The organism is Deltaproteobacteria bacterium, from assembly GCA_009929795.1.
Classification (GTDB): domain Bacteria; phylum Desulfobacterota; class Desulfovibrionia; order Desulfovibrionales; family Desulfomicrobiaceae; genus RZZR01.
The window spans coordinates 1-16,499 of the sequence record RZZR01000011.1 but is presented as its reverse complement, the minus strand read 5'-3'; the positions used below and the strand labels follow the sequence as shown (position 1 = coordinate 16,499).

The 16,499-nt window shown below is 61.1% G+C and carries 15 protein-coding genes; 12 read left to right on the top strand and 3 right to left on the bottom strand.

Going from position 1 to position 16,499, the window contains the following annotated elements:
* Window positions 1–30: 30 nt before the first annotated feature.
* The 5 genes from EOM25_02575 (at window position 31) to tusE (ending at window position 4,410) form a co-directional block, all read left to right on the top strand.
* Entirely contained in the window at window positions 31–864 is an 834-nt protein-coding gene (locus tag EOM25_02575; GenBank protein ID NCC24076.1) for a diaminopimelate epimerase, read from the top strand.
* A 72-nt stretch (window positions 865–936) separates the two neighbouring features.
* Window positions 937–1,818: a 4-hydroxy-tetrahydrodipicolinate synthase gene (locus tag EOM25_02570; protein NCC24075.1), complete on the top strand. Its 882-nt coding sequence runs from the start codon at window positions 937–939 to the stop codon at window positions 1,816–1,818.
* 48 nt (window positions 1,819–1,866) lie between these two features.
* On the top strand, window positions 1,867–2,988 hold the full coding sequence (locus EOM25_02565) for a tRNA guanosine(34) transglycosylase Tgt (protein NCC24074.1): 1,122 nt from the start codon (window positions 1,867–1,869) through the stop codon (window positions 2,986–2,988).
* A gap of 228 nt (window positions 2,989–3,216) precedes the next feature.
* Window positions 3,217–3,900: a CBS domain-containing protein gene (locus tag EOM25_02560; GenBank protein ID NCC24073.1), complete on the top strand. Its 684-nt coding sequence runs from the start codon at window positions 3,217–3,219 to the stop codon at window positions 3,898–3,900.
* 192 nt (window positions 3,901–4,092) lie between these two features.
* On the top strand, window positions 4,093–4,410 hold the full coding sequence (gene tusE / locus EOM25_02555; GenBank protein NCC24072.1) for a TusE/DsrC/DsvC family sulfur relay protein: 318 nt from the start codon (window positions 4,093–4,095) through the stop codon (window positions 4,408–4,410).
* A gap of 80 nt (window positions 4,411–4,490) precedes the next feature.
* On the opposite strand, the gene EOM25_02550 is transcribed toward tusE, so the two are convergent.
* Entirely contained in the window at window positions 4,491–7,079 is a 2,589-nt protein-coding gene (locus tag EOM25_02550; protein NCC24071.1) for a tetratricopeptide repeat protein, read from the bottom strand.
* On the bottom strand, window positions 7,058–7,963 hold the full coding sequence (locus EOM25_02545) for a glycosyltransferase (protein ID NCC24070.1): 906 nt from the start codon (window positions 7,961–7,963) through the stop codon (window positions 7,058–7,060). The genes EOM25_02550 and EOM25_02545 overlap by 22 nt, the downstream gene beginning before the upstream one ends.
* A gap of 3 nt (window positions 7,964–7,966) precedes the next feature.
* Between EOM25_02545 and EOM25_02540 the strand changes: the two genes are divergently transcribed.
* From EOM25_02540 to EOM25_02525, 4 genes are read left to right on the top strand one after another with little or no spacing between them, the layout of a single operon-like run.
* Window positions 7,967–9,073, top strand: coding sequence for a glycosyltransferase family 1 protein (locus tag EOM25_02540; GenBank protein NCC24069.1), 1,107 nt, complete (start codon window positions 7,967–7,969; stop codon window positions 9,071–9,073).
* Window positions 9,070–10,200 carry a glycosyltransferase gene (locus EOM25_02535; protein NCC24068.1) on the top strand — a complete coding sequence of 377 codons (1,131 nt, stop codon included), beginning with the start codon at window positions 9,070–9,072 and terminating at the stop codon, window positions 10,198–10,200. Before EOM25_02540 ends, EOM25_02535 begins: the two co-directional genes overlap by 4 nt.
* Window positions 10,188–12,059 (top strand): asparagine synthase (glutamine-hydrolyzing), encoded by a 1,872-nt coding sequence (gene asnB, locus EOM25_02530; protein NCC24067.1) that lies wholly within the window; start codon window positions 10,188–10,190, stop codon window positions 12,057–12,059. Before EOM25_02535 ends, asnB begins: the two co-directional genes overlap by 13 nt.
* Window positions 12,056–13,123 carry a glycosyltransferase family 9 protein gene (locus EOM25_02525; protein NCC24066.1) on the top strand — a complete coding sequence of 356 codons (1,068 nt, stop codon included), beginning with the start codon at window positions 12,056–12,058 and terminating at the stop codon, window positions 13,121–13,123. The genes asnB and EOM25_02525 overlap by 4 nt, the downstream gene beginning before the upstream one ends.
* On the opposite strand, the gene EOM25_02520 is transcribed toward EOM25_02525, so the two are convergent.
* A complete protein-coding gene (locus EOM25_02520; GenBank protein NCC24065.1) occupies window positions 13,053–13,847 on the bottom strand; it encodes an alpha/beta fold hydrolase in 795 nt (264 codons plus the stop codon). The genes EOM25_02525 and EOM25_02520 overlap by 71 nt on opposite strands.
* 178 nt (window positions 13,848–14,025) lie before the next feature.
* Between EOM25_02520 and EOM25_02515 the strand changes: the two genes are divergently transcribed.
* From EOM25_02515 to EOM25_02505, 3 genes are all read left to right on the top strand, one after another.
* Window positions 14,026–14,304, top strand: coding sequence for a hypothetical protein (locus EOM25_02515; protein NCC24064.1), 279 nt, complete (start codon window positions 14,026–14,028; stop codon window positions 14,302–14,304).
* A gap of 91 nt (window positions 14,305–14,395) precedes the next feature.
* Complete coding sequence (locus EOM25_02510) at window positions 14,396–15,628, top strand: M20 family metallo-hydrolase (protein NCC24063.1); 1,233 nt, start codon at window positions 14,396–14,398, stop codon at window positions 15,626–15,628.
* The coding region (locus tag EOM25_02505; GenBank protein ID NCC24062.1) for a tRNA uridine-5-carboxymethylaminomethyl(34) synthesis enzyme MnmG at window positions 15,625–16,499 on the top strand (875 nt) is incomplete at its 3' end. The genes EOM25_02510 and EOM25_02505, both read left to right, overlap by 4 nt.

Sequence of the window (16,499 nt, the reverse complement as noted above, 5' to 3'; positions counted from 1 at the left end):
GCCAAACGCCCTCCGAACCTCGTGCCCCGGATGAACACCATATCTGAAATCCCCTTTTTCAAAATGCAGGGAAGTGGCAACGACTTCATCCTGATCGACAACCGCACCCTGTGCCTCCCCGTCGAGGCCATGCCTGACCTGGCCAGGACCATGTGTCCAAGAGCCTTTTCCGTGGGCGCCGACGGACTCATTCTGCTTGACCAGACGCCTCCCGATGTCCGGGCCAATTACATCTGGCATTTCTATAACGCCGACGGATCCCGGGCGGAAATGTGCGGCAACGGTTCCAGGTGCGCGGCTCTGCTGGCCCACCGGCTGGGCATGGCCCCGGCCATTCACACCCTGGGCACCGACGCCGGACCGGTTCGGACCGAGGTCTTTCCAGACCAAAACCAGGTTCGGGTTCAATTGACGCCCGTCTCCGGTCTTGAGACCGGATTAAACCTTCAGGCCGAAGGGCTGGAGGGAACTGTCCATTTCGCCGTGGTTGGCGTACCCCACGCCGTGATCATCGTCCAAGACGTTGCCGACGTGGATATCCGGAGTCTTGGCCGAATCATCCGCGGCCACAAGCACTTCGCCCCCAAGGGGACCAACGTCAACTTCATCCAGGTCATCGACCGCCGCACGGTCAAGCTCAGGACCTATGAACGGGGCGTTGAGGACGAAACCTTTGCCTGCGGCACCGGAGCGGCTGCATCTGTGGCCGTGGCCAGAGCCCTGGATCTTGTCGAGGATGAGGTTCGGGTCACCCCCTCCGGAGGTGAGGATCTGATAATCCTGCTCCAAGGAGAACAAGCCTTTCTCAAGGGATCAGCAGTGCTGGTCTTTGAAGGCCGTTTTTTTTCACCCCGCAGGGGTTAAATCAGGATACCTCCGTCCCGCGGATCAAAGGCGATCCGCGATCACAACCCAAGCACACAAGGGAGAACGGACATGCAATTTGAAGGAGCCTTCACCGCCCTGGTCACCCCGTTCAGAAACGGCCAGGTCGACGAGGAAGCCTACCGCAGCCTTATCGAATGGCAGATCGAGTCCGGCATCAACGGCCTCGTTCCCTGTGGTACCACCGGCGAGTCGGCCACCCTGAGTCATGCAGAGCATCGAGAAGTCATCCGCATATGCGTCGACCAGGCCAAGGGCCGTTTGCCCATCCTGGCCGGAGCCGGGTCCAACAGCACCAAGGAAGCCATCGAACTGACCAGGTATGCCAAAGAGGCCGGGGCCGACGGGGCCCTGCTGATCACCCCGTACTACAACAAGCCCACCCAGGCCGGCTTGGTGGCTCATTTCAAGGCCATCGCCGCCGAAGTTTCCATGCCCTTCGTGGTCTACAACGTTCCCGGCCGGACCAGCGTCAATCTCCTGCCGACCACCGTGGCCCGCATGAGCAGGGAGATCCCCGAGGTCATTGGTATCAAGGAGGCCACCGGCGACCTGCGGCAGTGCTCCGACGTCATCGAGCAATGCGGACCGGACTTCACGGTCCTGTCCGGGGACGACTTCACGGTCCTGCCCCTTCTTGCCATAGGTGGGCACGGGGTCATCTCCGTTGTCTCCAACATCGTCCCGGCCATGATGAGCGGATTGACCGCGGCCTTCTCCTCCGGGGATCTGGCCGCGGCCAGACAGTTCCATCTGCAGATGGCCCCCCTGTGCCGGGCCATGTTCCTGGAAACCAACCCCATCCCGGTCAAAACAGCCCTGTCCCTGATGGGTCGAATCTCCCTAGAATTCAGGCTACCCCTCGTGCCCATGGCCGAAGACACCAAAGCCGCTTTGGTGTCTATCCTTCAAACAGCCAAGCTGATCCCGTAAAATTCAAACCGGGCCCCGATCCTTCGGGGCCCGTCTTCATCCCACCCCATGTCCGAACCTATCGGGTCTTTCACCCTGGAAGCAAAAGACGGTCAAGCCCGGGCAGGCTGCCTGACGACCGCCCACGGCCTTGTCCCCACCCCCATATTTATGCCCGTGGGCACTCAGGCCGGAGTCAAGAGCCTCTGCCCGGAAGATCTGAAAAACCTCGGGGCTCGCATCATCCTCGGCAACACCTACCATCTATATTTGAGGCCAGGAGACGAGTTGATCCGCCGCCGGGGAGGACTGCACACTTTCATGTCCTGGGACCGGCCCATCCTGACCGACAGTGGAGGCTATCAAATATTTAGCCTTTCGGGCCTGAGGAAATTGACTGCGGACGGGGTCGAATTCGCCTCTCATCTCGACGGTTCCCGCCATGTCCTGACCCCGGAAAAAGCCGTGACCATCCAGAAAAATCTCGGCTCCGACATCATGATGGTCCTTGACGAATGCGTACCCTACGGGGCCGACGAGGCCTACACGGCCAGGTCTCTGGCCCTGACCACGGCCTGGGCCAGGCGCTGCCGCGAAGCCCATCCCCAAACCAACAATGGCGGGCAGTTGCTCTTCGGCATCGTCCAGGGTGGATTCCATCACCATCTCCGGACCCGAAGCGCCGAGGAAATCACATCCATCCCCTTCGACGGGTACGCAGTGGGCGGCCTGAGCGTCGGCGAGCCCAAGAAAGAGATGCTGGACCTTCTGGCCCATACCGCTCCACTGCTACCGGCCCACCGCCCCCGATATCTCATGGGCGTTGGAACCCCCCTGGACATTCTCCGGGGCATTTCCAACGGCATCGATATGTTCGACTGCGTTCTGCCAACCAGAAACGCCCGCAACGGGACCCTCTTCACCTCCCAGGGCAAGGTGAACATCAAACGGGCCGAGTATCGCGAAGAGGACTCGCCCCTGGATCCGCAATGCGACTGCTACACCTGCCGCCATTTCTCCAGGGCTTATCTGCGCCATCTTTACACGGCCCGGGAACTTCTCAGCTACCGACTGAACACCATCCATAACCTCCATTTCTATCTCCATCTCGTCAGCCTTGCCCGGCAGGCCATCATGGACGGAACTTTCGGGACCATGCTCCGTCATTTCACGGACATCTACGAGGTCTGATTCGCTCCTCTGACCCTGCTTCGGAATTGCCTTCGACCCCGGTTTGGTTTATTGGGGGCCCAGCATGTTCAAGACATTGATCACCGCCGTTGATCGAACAGACTCCCGTTCCGGCCCAAGCGTCTTCGACACTTCGGGGTTCCTCCGGAATCCTTCCCGTATTCAGCCCTGCCGTGCCCGCCTTGCTTTTCCGCCCAAACCCTCTGCCAACCCACCAGGAGGTGCCCCATGCTTATCAAAGACTGGATGACCCAGGGTTCCATCAACCTCGGCCAGGATACCTCGATCATCGTCGCCGCCGAAATCATGCGCCGCAACAACGTCAGACAGTTGCCCGTGGTCGACGACAAAGGCAACTTGGCCGGCATTGTCTCCGATCGGGATGTCCGGGACGCCCTGCCTTCAAAATTTTTGCCCGGAGACGGGCTGGAACCCGGAAGCGAAACCACTCTGGCTTCCATCAAGGCCAAACACGTCATGACCCTCGATCCGGTGGTCATCTCGCCGGACGAACCCGTCGAGACTGCCGCCGAGGCCCTGCTGACCAACAAAATCGGCGGCCTGCCCGTGGTCGACAATGACAACAACCTAGTGGGCATCATCACCGAGATCGATGTCTTCCGATACCTCTGCGCCGTGACCGGAGTCACATTGGGCGGGCTTCAGATGGTCTTTGAACTTGAGGACACCCCTGGCGCGGCCATCGAGCTTTTGGCCACTCTCCGCGATCAAGACATTCGTCTGACCAGCGTACTGACCTCCTACGCCCATGTCCGGCCCGGGTTCAGGCACGTGTCCATTCGGGTCCAGAGTACCGGCCGCCACACTCTTGAATCTTTGGTCGAGTTTCTCAAAGGAAAATATCCCTTGGTCTTCTACGTCAACGACGGCCACGCCGTCAGCGTTTCCTGACCCTTGGCAAACCGGTTGCTAATTTTTTTTTTTAGGTGCATAATTTCAATCTTTGGTTGCGAATCATCGCATGAGGGCCCTGAAGGTATTGACAATCAAGGCTTCATGGGAAAGATTACCGTCCGAGGTCACAATACCGGTCCGCGTCGGGCTTCGTCACAAAAAGTGATCACAACATAAGGAGGTTTCACTATGGCCACAGTTGAGTTTAAAGGGAAAACTTTCGAAATCGATGAAGATGGCTTCTTGCAGAGGTTTGAAGACTGGAGCCCTGAATGGGTTGAATATGTCAAGGAGAGCGAGGGCATCAAGGAGCTTTCTGATGAGCATAACAAGGTGATCGACTTCCTGCAGGACTACTACAAGAAGAACGGCATCGCTCCCATGGTCCGCATTCTTTCCAAGGTCACCGGCTTCAAGCTGAAGCACATCTACGAGCTTTTTCCGTCAGGCCCCGGCAAGGGAGCCTGCAAAATGGCCGGTCTGCCCAAGCCCACAGGCTGCGTGTAGTCCCGACTCACACCGTCATACAAAAAAACCCCGATCGAAACCGATCGGGGTTTTTTTGTTTTCGAGAATCCTCCTGAACATTACCGTTTCAACAACTTCCGCTTCTCGACCTCGAATCTGATAGTGGTGACTATCCCGGCCCCGACCAGGGCCAGGGCGCTGATTACCAGGCCGGCCACTTTGATCACGTCCCACTTCTGGACCAGCAGAGTGTTGGGCCAGGCCTGCCCGGCCTTCAGCCCGAAAAAGACGGCTCCCGGCAAAAGAATCGCCCCGAGAATCAGGCCTACGATCTCCAGCCAGAGGAAATACTTGCTCATGGAGAGGAAAAACACGGCCACGTCCCTGACGATCCGCAGTGAAACCAGACGCTGATTGAGACGCTTTATACCCTCCAACGCGTCCTGGATGTCATTGAAGGCCAGCTTGAAATTCTTGGCCACCTGAAGCTCCATCGTGGCCACCTCGTTCAACTTGACCGCGCAATAATTGAACTCCTTGTTGAAGCCGCCCATGAGTTTGGCAAAGGGAAATGCCGCAACCTCCTCCTGGATGGATGAAAGAGTGTCGAGGACGTCCACCCTCTTCTGCTTCAGGTCCTGGATGTCCTGGCTGATCCGAGCCTGAATGTCTTTGCGCAGGCTGACCGCCCCGCCGACAATACGGCTGAATGCGACAAAATTGGATACTCCCCGATACTGGTTCAATCGCTCGATCCGATCCATGAACTGTCCATGAGCCGGGTTGTCCACGCTGAACCACTCGTTGATCTTTGCCTCTACATCGGCCAGAAGTTGAGGAGTTTCCTCGGCCATCTGTCGTTTTCTGGACCAAAACTTCCAGAGATCGGAGAGCAGATGGGAATGGCCACGGTCGAGCTCTGAATCGAGGAGAATCTGATTGAAAACATGCGGATTCTCCTCGATCAGGTCGGAAAAAAGGGCCATCGCCTGATCCGGAAAACCCATCTTCACATAGCACGCAGCCTGCCTGTACCGGCATTCCTCCATACCCGGAGAGACGCTCAAGGCGTCGTGGTAGAGAGAGATAGCCCTTTCCAACTGACCGTTGATCTCCAACAGCCTGGCCCGGAGAAAAATGTGGTACCCTCTCTGGAGCGGCGTATAACAGAGGGACTCGGCGTCATTCCAGACCTTGACGGCCATCTTCGGGTTGTTCCGCTCCAAATGGACAAAGCCCAACAGGGTTCGGGGCTGGAAATTGCGTGGATATCGAAGGCAAGCCGTCTCTAAATTGGACTGGGCGAAGCGGTAGTCTCCCTTGCGCAACTCGTCCAAGGCCGTCCAGATGTACTCGCCCTCGGGATGACTCAACCGACGAAGCCCGTTGGGCCAGTCCTTTCCCCTGCTCCGCCAGACCAGACGGACCACTCGATGCTGACAGACGCTCGTACCTTCGAACATCGCCCTGACCAGAATGCCGGGCGTGTTTTGTTCCTGAATCAAGGACTGAAGTCCCTGGACCACTCCGTTTTCCAGGGCCTTGTCAATGGCCGCAAAATCCTCGCCGGATGCCTCGAGATCAACTTTCGCCAGCGACTCCCAGATGTTGGGATCCATGTCGAAGAGATGACGGGTCGGACACTCGGCCATCGTGTGATTGCGCATTCCGCAATAGAAACAAGGCGAATCCCCGCCCCTGGCCAGGGATCTCGGCAGGCTGACGTGCAAGCTGCCCATGGTCTCGCCGTCCTGTCCCCTGATGGTCATCTTGAACATGGTGCCCAGCCGCTCGTATTCGCCTCCCAGACGAGCGTCCTGCGGCTGGAAACCCGTGCCCATCAAATAGACATCCTGGAGGGGGAGATGAATGGCGTCCGTGGCCAGCTGCGACCAGTCCAGATTCTGCTTGCGAGGAAAATCCGCGCCCAGGTTCTGAGCGCCCTTCTGAAACCCGGCCATGACGCAGGGCCAAACTCCTCCTTCGGCCCGGCTGGCCATGTTCAGCTGCAGGAGATGGAAGCACCACTGCCTAAGAGTCCGGTCGTTTTCCAGGTAGACAAGAAGAAAAAAGTCATCGGTGTACAGAAAACTGACCTTCAACTGACCGATGAGCTGCCGGAGCTGACCGTGATACCGCTTCCAACCCTCAATGAAGCTCCTTTCCGAAGGATTCCCCAGGGGCCTGACCACGAAGATCCAGCTCATTGTGGAGTCGTAGGACAAACTCTCATCGGCCTTAAGTCTCATCCATTTCCCGGCTGACAGTTCGACGCTCTGGACCCGCTCGAGTTCGATGCCTGGAAAGGAGACGGCCCCGTCCCGGACTTTCTCCGAGACCCAGACCTCGAAACGCTTGGGGTAGGGTGCGGTCAAGGACAAGAGATCGTTGTCGATGGAAAGACCGCAACCGAGCTCCCGATCGACCAGGAGCTTGCCGCTGAAGGCGGCCATGAACAGGGACATCCGCTGCAGTTTGGACCACTTGTAGAGGCGTGCCAGTCCCTTGAAGAACTCCTTGTCCGGAAAAAACCAGATGGCTTGGCGCTCTTCCGTGACCAGGGCCCATCCGCCAAAACTGCTCAGGGTATTGACCACCGAGTCCTGAAGCTTGGTGTCCCAGGCCAACCAGAGCACATGGCCGGAGTGAACGATCCGGGTTTCCGCCACGGTTGGAAGGCGGGCTATCAGGGAACCGAGCTTGTACACGGATCATCCTCGTGGTTGTGGTTGGACTCGCTTCGACAGGCCGGACTTTTCGCGGCCGAAAGACGATCAAGGCATTCGCTCAGACAAGACATAGCCGACAAGGCCTCGATCTCCAATCCGCGCTTCAGACACCCTTGAACATGGACGCCGACCTTGGCCTTCAGAACCGAAAGGGCCCGGTCCAGGTCCCACCCGGTTAAACCGTCCCGGACGATCTGCCTGGACAGGGCCTTGATCCGGAAAAGGTCCATGCCGTGGTACAGGGACGAAAGCTGGCCTGGATGGCCGGAACGCCGAACGACCAAGTCCTCGGGGAGGTATCCACAGGCGAATCTTCGTCCAGCCCGCAGCCAGAGCTCGTAATCCTCACAGGCCGGAAGGCTTTCGTCAAAGCCTCCGGCCCGGTCCAGAAACTCCCGGGTGAACATGACGCAAGACGGACTGACCAGACAGAGTTCCAGGGACCGCTCCCAGAACCATCCGCTCGGCTTGAGATGGCGACGCCCCGGATTGACCCTGCGCTCGTTGCGGATCCAGGTCTCGCCGGTCTGGGACACGGAGAACCCGGTTTCGGCCATGAACCGCACCTGCCGGACAGTTTTGTCCGCCAGCCAATGGTCGTCGGAATCCAGCAGGGCCAGCAACCCGCCCCGAGCCAGGGACAGCCCCCGATTCCTGGCCGCGCTCACCCCTTTATTTTCCTGGGTGATTACCGTAAGACGGTCGTCCTTCACGGCGGCCAAGACGTCTCGAGTCCTGTCTCGACTTCCGTCGTCGACAACGATGAGTTCAAGGTCGGTCCAGGTCTGGGACAGCACCGAGGCCGCGGCCCGGCCCACGAAGGCCTCCCGGTCTCTGACCGGAATGATCACGGATACGAGCATGGGATGAATGTCATTCAGGTCATCAACGTCCGCTGGTACAACGCTACCGCTTGGTACGCCCTCAAACTGGCCAAACTCCTTCGGGCTCTCGGGCACGAAGTCCTAACAGTGGTCCAGACGGGCACAGAACCCGAGACTGAAGCTCTGCACATGGGACTTCCTCTGCTGGCCCTTGACATAAACACCGCCAACCCGGTCAAGCTAGTGGGCCTCTACTGGAAACTCAAGTCCGTGATTCGGGAATTTCGTCCCAATATCGTCAACTGCCACCGCGGCGAGGCCTTTGTCCACTGGGGGATTCTTCGTCGGAAAATCGGCGGCTTCGGGCTGGTCCGGACCCGGGGCGACCAGCGTCTTCCCCGGTCCAATTTCGTCAACCGCTGGTTGCACAACGACGTCGCCGATGCCGTCATCTCCACCAACTCACCCATGACAAACCATTTCAAAGCAGCCTTCGGTCTGGGACTGGAGCGGCTTCATCAAATCATTGGCGGAGTGGACCGGAAAGTTTTTCACTTCGATCTCGACGGACGACACCGGATCAGAGCCGAATTCGGTTTTCTCGAGCACCATTTCGTCATTGGCCTTCTGGGACGATTCGACGAGGTCAAGGGCCAGAGACAAGCATTGGAGGCCTTGGCCGCCCTGGTCAAAAAACCGGAAAACGAGCATGTCCGCCTCTTTCTGATCGGCTTTGATTCGGCCACTCCGGAACAGACCATCAGGGCCTGGATCAACGATCTCGGCCTGGGGGACCGGGTCCGCATCAGCGGCCGTCGCCGGGATGTTCCAGCCTGCATTTCGGCCGCGGATCTCGGCCTGGTATCCTCCCTCTGGTCCGAGACCATCGCCCGGGCTGCGCTGGAGATCATGTCCTGCAACGTTCCTCTGATCGGAACTCGAGTCGGGGTCATGCCCGACCTGCTCCATCCCCGGGCCCTGTTTCAACCGGGTGACGTTGCGGCCATGGCCGAACGACTCGCCACCTTGGCCAGGGATCCCGGCCTGACCCGTGATCTGGCCCGGGAGCAGGCCCGAGTCATGGAGAATCTTGACGACGAAACCTTTGTCCGCCGGACCCTGGAGGTCTACGAACGGGTCTGCCCGTGAAGGATCGCCACGTTGGAATTCTCGTTCCCCGCTTGAGCCGCTACGGCGGCATGGAACAATTCGCTTGGTCCCTGTCCCAGGCCCTGGCCGGCGTCTGCCGGGTGACCTGTGTCTGTTCCCGGGCCGATGACGCCCCCCCCGGAGTGGACATCCTGCCCGTGGCCAGACCTCGCCTGGGACGATTCGGCAAAACCCTCTGGTTCGCCCTTCGGGCCGAGCAGATCCGACGGGCCGCCGGTTTCGACTGCACCATAGGCCTGGACAATACCCTCTGCCAGGATATCCTGCGGATCAGCGGCGGCCCCACAGCCACCTTCTGGCGTCTCAGTTCCCGGGCATGGTCACCTGGCCCCTCCCGGATCTGGAAAAGCGTCCGGAGGCGAGTCAATCCGGGACACGCCCTGGCCATGGCCATCGAGCGGATCCAACTCAAGCGTTCGACCGTCAAGGTTGCCAATTCCCACCTCGTCCGGGACTGGACCGTGGCCGCGCACCCCTGGCTCTCGCCGTCGGATTTCGAAGTCGTCTACAACCGCCCGGACTTGGCCCGGTTCACACCGGCCACATACCTCCAATGCCGTCAATCCCGGTCGGCCATGGGTCTGTCCCCCGAGGGCCGGGTCGTCGGTCTGGCCGGAACCAACTTTATGCTCAAGGGCCTGCCTCAGGCCCTATCTATGCTCACCTTCCTTCCGGCTGAAATCCGCCTGGCCGTGGCCGGAGGAAGAAACCCGTCCCGATTCCAGGCCATTGCCCGCAGCCTTGGGGTCGAGGATAGGGTCCACTTCCTGGGGCGGGTTCGACGCATGCCCACCTTCTACCACGCCTGCGAGGCCTTTATCCTGCCGACGCTCTACGACGCATGCTCCAACGCCGTGCTCGAGGCCCTGGCCTGCGGCCTGCCCACGGTCTCCACATCCTGCAACGGGAGTTCGGTGTTTTTGGATCCGGATCTGATCGTCCCGGACCCCATGGATATTCCGTCCCTGGCCCGAGCCGTTTCCAAGGCCCTGGAACGCCCACTCGGGCAGCCTTTTTCCTGGCCCGAACACCTCGTCGCCGGCCTCGACCCATTCCTGAACATCGTCGAACGAGTCGCCCAGGGGAAACAGCCATGTGCGGTATAGCCGGACACCTCGATTTCGATACCGCCCCGCGGCCCGGGATCCTGGACCCGGTCCTGGAACGGCTCCGACACCGGGGTCCGGACCGGCAGTCCTTGTGGTTCGGGCCGAACATGGTTCTCGGGCACACCCGTCTGGCCATCCTCGACCTCAGTCCGGCCGGAAACCAGCCCATGGTCGATCCGGACACCGGAACGGCCATCGTCTTCAACGGCGAGATGTACAACTTCGCCGAACTCCGAGAGGAACTCCGGGACACCGGCTATCCCTTTCGCTCCTCCGGAGACACGGAAGTCATCCTGGCCCTCTACCGAAAATTCGGAACCGAAGCCGTTTGCCACATGCGGGGCATGTTCGCCCTGGGCATCTGGGACCCGGTTCGTGAACGCCTCATCCTGGCCCGGGACCGCCTGGGCCAGAAACCCCTCTTCTATGCCCTGCGGGGACGGCGGATCGTCTTTGCCTCCGAAATCAGGGCCCTGGCCGCCCACTCGGAGATCGACCGGTCCGTGGACCCGGTGGCGGTGGACCTCTTCTTCAGCCTGGAGTGCATCCCGGCCCCCTTGTCCATCCATACCGCCATCCGCAAACTCCCACCGGCCCATGTGGCCGTGTTCGACCGAAACGGCTGGACCATGGAGCGATACTGGGCCTTGGACTACCGGCCCAAGATCGACCTCTCGGAACGCGAGGCCCTGGACGGTCTGACCAAGGCCCTGGATCGGGCCGTGGCCCTGCGCATGCGGAGCGATGTCCCCTTTGGAGCCCTTTTGAGCGGAGGCATCGATTCCAGCCTGATTGCCGAATCAATGGTTCGACTCATGGACCGCCCACCCAAGACCTTTTCCATCGGCTTCACGGATAGACGGTTCGACGAATCTCCCCACGCCAGACGGGTGGCCACCATCCTAGGCACCGAGCACCATGAGGAGATCATGCCCCCGACCTCCCTGGAACTCCTACCACCCCTGGCTAGGCAATTCGGCGAACCCTTTGCGGACGACGCCGCCTTGGCCACCTTCTTTCTCTGCCGCATGGCCCGGCAGGAGGTCACCGTGGCCCTGGGCGGAGATGGCGGGGACGAACTCATGTGCGGCTACCCGACCTTCGTCAAGACCCGTCTGGCCCGCCTGGCCGACGGCATCCTTTCTTCCCGCCCGGGAAGGCTGGACACGTTGGACAGCCTGGCCAGGTCCTCTGGTCCATCCGCCAGGGTCCGCCGCCATATCATTTCCCACTGGCTGAGGCCCGAACTCAAGCCCCTGCTTCGCAACGAGGCCCGACTGGCTCCGGTCAAAGATCGTCTCTTCACCGCGGACTTCCGGACCGCCACCCGCAAATCTTTCGCCTCCTGGTACCTGCCTTGGTACGCAGGCTCCTTTTCCTCCGCCGCCAACCCGGTTGAACGTCTCCTGTGGCTCGACAATCAGACGTCCTTGCCCGACCAGCTCCTGGTCAAGACCGATATCGCCTCCATGGCCCACAGCCTCGAAGTCCGCTGCCCCTTTCTCGATCATCCCTTGATCGAGTACTGCGCCTCCCTGCCGCTCCGATTCAAGATTCAGGGGCGAACCACCAAATACCTTTTGAAACGCCTGGCCGAACAATTCCTGCCGACCGATCTCGTCCACAGACCCAAACAGGGCTTCTCCATGCCCGTGGGCCAATGGCTGCGAGGACCCATGGCCGGATTTCTCCAAGATGCCCTGGGCTCCAGCCGCGATGTGCTGCGAGCTTACATCAACATGGACGCCCTTGAGACCATGGCCGGAGAACACTCCAAAGGCCAGCAGGACCACACCACCATCCTCTGGCGAACCCTGAACTTCGCCCTCTGGGCCCGCGAGAACCGGAACCCATGACCACCCAGGCTCCTCTCGCCGATCTGGACCCCAAGTCCATCCTCGTCTGCCAGCTCCGCCAGATCGGGGACGTGGTACTCCTCACCCCCTCCCTGACCTTGCTGCGCCGAAAATGGCCCCGGGCGAGCATCCATGTCCTGACCGAGGCCAAGTGCGCCCCGGTTCTCCAACACAATCCCTGCGTGGACCATGTCTGGATACTGGACAAAAAAACCCAGTCCAGTCCGATTCGTTCCTTCGCCTTTTACGCCCGGGTGGCCCGGACCCGCTACGACCTGGTCGTCGACTTTCAGCAATTGCCGAGAATCCGTTTCATCGTGGCCATGTGCCGCAAGGCCGTCCGTCTGACCTACACCCCGCCCTGGTACAACCGTTGGCTCTACACGCATTGGACCGACCAGATCGATCGCTGGGCCGGCCAGTGCAAGGCCAGCGTCCTGGCCCCCCTGGGCATTGAGTGGAAGGGTGAGCCTCCGGCCCTGTTCCCGACCGAGGATGAAAAGGACTGGGCCAGGGCCTTTCTTCGGCGACACGGCCTCGGACCCGACGATCGTCTGGTCACCGTGGATCCCAGCCACCGCAGCCCAACCAGGAAATGGCCCCCGGCCCATTTCGGCCGTCTAGCCGCCCTGGCTCTGGAAGCCAGGCCTGACCTCGTCTTTCTCTTCCTGTACGGTCCCGGCGAATGGGACGACGCCGAAACGGCCGCCAAGGCCTTGAACCGCTCCGAACGGACCATTGTGGCCGAAGATCTTCTCGACCTTCGTCAGATGGCCGCCATCATGGGCCAAGCCGCTCTCCATCTGGGCAATTGCTCGGCCCCTTCCCACTTCGCCACGGCCTTGGGCGTCCCCACCCTCATTGTCCGGGGGTCCACGGACAAGGATTGGAGCTATCCGTCTCCCGACCACGTCCACGTGGCCCTGAACATGTCCTGCCAGCCCTGCGACTCCGACCTCTGCGCCCGGGGGGACCTGGCCTGCCTGAACGAGCTCACCCCGGACATGGTTCTGCCCCGGTTTCTGGACCTGCTGGATCGGTCCCGCCAGACCGCTCGAGAATAAAATCGCGGACCCGGGTGGCCACTCGGTCCCGGGTCTCCCGATGGGTGGTCAGAACATGGGCGCTGGTCACCCGCTCCCGAACGGACAGAAGTTCCATCCGACGCTCGGGGGAATTCACGTCGCGGACGATCTCCCAGGCGTTATCCACAAGACAGGTTCTATCCTCCGGAGCATGAATGCAAAGAAGCGGGGCCTGCACAAGGGAAAGGCCGGCCCGTACCCTTCGAAGGCCTTGGATCAGGGAATGAAGGGGGCCCAGGGCGTGAAAGCCCTCGTACCCCCGCCATGGGGCGATGGCCCGTGACTCCGGAACGGCCAACGGGGCCGGGACCGTGGGCACGAAATGCTTGGCGACCCCCAGGAAAGGGATTCTCCAATCCGGAAGATGCCAGGGAAAATAGCGATGAATGAAGACCGGGGCCGACACCGTGACCAGGCCGGCCAAAACGTGGCGCTGGGCCAGCCAAAGTCCGATGCTCCCACCCATGGACAGGCCGGCCACGAAAACCGGGCCACCCGCCGAGGCCAACTCGGTCCAGGCTTCTTCCACAGCCCTGCACCAGTCGGAAAATCCAGTGCTGCGGAATTCCTCTGGTCCGAGGCCGTGGCCTGGAAGGAGAGGGACCGAACAACGGACTCCCGCCCCCTCCAGGGCCTCGGCCAGAGGCTCCATCTCGAAGGGTAGCCCGCCATATCCGTGGACGAGCAGACAGGACGGGGCCATCTCAGACGACGCTCCCGACAGACTCCGAAAGAAAAGCGCGAAGCGCTGGCTCGGATTTCAGGCTTGACAACATCGCGGTCAAATCCATAGGAGAGACGGTTTGCCGTAACATACATCCCCCGCGCCCCAGGCGGGCGTTTCAGGATTCAGGCTCTTTCGAGCAAGGAGGAAAAAAATCATGTCCGATCAAAACTATTTTCAGGGAGCCGTCATGTCCCCCGAAGGGCTCCAGTTCAAGGGATTCATCCTGCAGCCCATCGTCGAGAAATGCAACGGCTGTGACCGGATCCGGGAATTCGAGGGGCAGCAGTTTTGCACCAGCTACGCCCAGCCCGAGGCCAAATGGTCCGGCGGGGCATGCAACTTTGCCACCCACGTCAAGGCCAGCATCGACAAGGCTGGAAAGGTCAAGGTCAACCCGCTGAAGGCCTCCAAGCGCGCTGCCCGAGGCCGGTAGTCCATAGCGTCCCCCTTGGGGTCCGCGAGACACGATGTTCGGCAGGGGTGACCCTGCCGTTTTCGTTTCCAATCCCATACCCGGAGGAATCATGCCCGAGGCCGTCCTTTCCCGCATAGAGGCCCTGCGCCAGGATCTCATCGCCCTGCAACGCGAACTGGTCGCTCGTCCGGCTGTAGGCCCAACCAACGAGGGGACGGGCGAACAAGAAAAGGCCGACTTTCTCCGTTCCCGCCTGTCGGAGATCCTCGGGGTCGAGATCACCGTCCTGAACGCTCCGGACGACCGTGTTCCCTGTGGATATCGTCCCAATGTGGCCGCGATTCTGCCGGGTTTCGACCGAAATCGGACCTTCTGGATCATCGGACACACGGACGTGGTCCCTCCGGGCGATACAGCCCTCTGGGAGACCGAACCATTCGAAGTCGTTGTCGATGGCGACCGGATGATCGGCCGGGGCACAGAGGACAACCACCAGGGCATCCTCTCCAGTCTGCTCCTGCTCAAGGCCTTGACCGACACGAAAACCACTCCGCCCATGAACCTCGGCCTGCTCTTCGTCGCCGACGAGGAGACCGGAAGCGCCTTTGGCATGCGTTGGGTCATGGAAAACCGGGCCGACCTTTTCCGGTCCGGAGATCTCTTCCTGGTCCCGGACGTGGGCGGCCCGGACGGATCCCGTATCGAGATCGCCGAAAAGGGCCAGCTCTGGATCAAAATCACCGTCCTCGGCCGCCAATGCCACGCCTCGCGCCCCGCATTGGGGCTCAACAGCCTCACGGCCGCGGCCGACATGATCCTTCGCCTGGAAGCCCTGGACCAAACCCGGGCCAAACGCCCTGGCGACCCGCTCTTCTCCCCGCCCAGGACCACGATCACCCCCACTCGAAAGGACGCCAACGTCCCCAACGTGAACACCCTGCCCGGTCGGGACGTCTTTTACGTCGACTGCCGAATCCTTCCCGGGGAAGGCGTTGATCAACTTCTGAAAGAAATCGAAGCCCTCGGCCAGGAGGTGGCCGCCGAGCGCGGCGTGAACGTGGAGGTGGAGGTCGTCCAGCGGGAGGAGTCTCCGGCCACATCGGCTGACAGCGACATCGCCCGCCGGGTCTTCCGGGCCGTGTCCCGGGTCTACGAGGTCGATCCCCGGTTCGTCGGCGTCGGAGGGGGCACGGTGGCCGCCTTTCTCCGTCGGGCCGGCCACGACGTCGTGGCCTGGGCCACTCTCCAGGAGATGGCCCATCAGCCCAACGAATACGCTCTGATCGGCTCGACTCTCAAGGATGCCCAGGTCATGGCCCGGGCGCTCTTCGACAAGGCATGACCCGCAAGCCGCCCCCGCCCGAATGCTTCGATCTGGTCGTGGTCGGGGCCGGCCATGCCGGCTCCGAAGCGGCCATGGCCGCTTCCGGCCTGGGTCTGTCCACCCTGCTCTTGACCGGCAACATCGACCATATCGGCCAATTGTCCTGCAATCCGGCCGTCGGCGGTCTGGCCAAGGGCCACATGGTCCGGGAGATCGACGCCCTTGGTGGGTTCATGGGCATCTGGGCCGACGCCTCAGGCATCCAGTTTAGGACGCTGAACACGAGCAAGGGTCCGGCCGTGCGCTCCACCAGGGCCCAGATGGACCGGGCCACCTACCAGAAGACCGTGTCCTCATCCTTGTTCTCCCGACAAAATCTCTGGGTCCGTCAGGCCACGGTCGAAGGGATTCAGGTCGACAACGGCCGGGTCTGCGGGGTCACGACCCTACTGGGCGAGACGATCCTGGCCCGGTTCGTCCTACTGACCACGGGCACCTTTCTTCAGGGTCTAATTCACGTCGGCTTGCGGAATTTTTCTGGCGGCCGCTTCGGCGATGCCGCCTGCCAGGGTCTTTCGGTCACTCTCCGCAATCTGGGATTGGAACTAGGCCGCCTCAAAACCGGGACCGTACCGAGGCTGCTGCGGGACAGTGTCGACTTCGACCTCCTGGAACCCCAGCCCGGGGACGACCCGCCACCGCGCTTCAGCTTTCACGGCCCCGGACCCTGCCTGCCCCAGGTGCCCTGCTTCGTGACCTGGACCAATGAGGCCACCCACGAGACCATCCGGGCCGGATTCGACCGCTCGCCCCTGTTCCAGGGAGTCATCACCGGAATCGGGGCCCGCTACTGCCCATCCATCGAGGACAAAGTTGCCCGATTCCCGGA

Excerpts from the sequence above, each read along its gene's own strand:
- EOM25_02525 (NCC24066.1), top strand. The coding sequence starts at position 12,056 with ATGACCACCCAGGCTCCTCTCGCCGATCTGGACCCCAAGTCCATCCTC.
- EOM25_02560 (NCC24073.1), top strand. The coding sequence starts at position 3,217 with ATGCTTATCAAAGACTGGATGACCCAGGGTTCCATCAACCTCGGCCAG.
- asnB (NCC24067.1), top strand. The coding sequence starts at position 10,188 with ATGTGCGGTATAGCCGGACACCTCGATTTCGATACCGCCCCGCGGCCC.
- EOM25_02510 (NCC24063.1), top strand. The coding sequence starts at position 14,396 with ATGCCCGAGGCCGTCCTTTCCCGCATAGAGGCCCTGCGCCAGGATCTC.
- EOM25_02545 (NCC24070.1), bottom strand. The coding sequence starts at position 7,963 with ATGCTCGTATCCGTGATCATTCCGGTCAGAGACCGGGAGGCCTTCGTG.
- tusE (NCC24072.1), top strand. The coding sequence starts at position 4,093 with ATGGCCACAGTTGAGTTTAAAGGGAAAACTTTCGAAATCGATGAAGAT.
- EOM25_02575 (NCC24076.1), top strand. The coding sequence starts at position 31 with ATGAACACCATATCTGAAATCCCCTTTTTCAAAATGCAGGGAAGTGGC.
- EOM25_02565 (NCC24074.1), top strand. The coding sequence starts at position 1,867 with ATGTCCGAACCTATCGGGTCTTTCACCCTGGAAGCAAAAGACGGTCAA.
- EOM25_02570 (NCC24075.1), top strand. The coding sequence starts at position 937 with ATGCAATTTGAAGGAGCCTTCACCGCCCTGGTCACCCCGTTCAGAAAC.
- EOM25_02520 (NCC24065.1), bottom strand. The coding sequence starts at position 13,847 with ATGGCCCCGTCCTGTCTGCTCGTCCACGGATATGGCGGGCTACCCTTC.
- EOM25_02540 (NCC24069.1), top strand. The coding sequence starts at position 7,967 with ATGAATGTCATTCAGGTCATCAACGTCCGCTGGTACAACGCTACCGCT.
- EOM25_02515 (NCC24064.1), top strand. The coding sequence starts at position 14,026 with ATGTCCGATCAAAACTATTTTCAGGGAGCCGTCATGTCCCCCGAAGGG.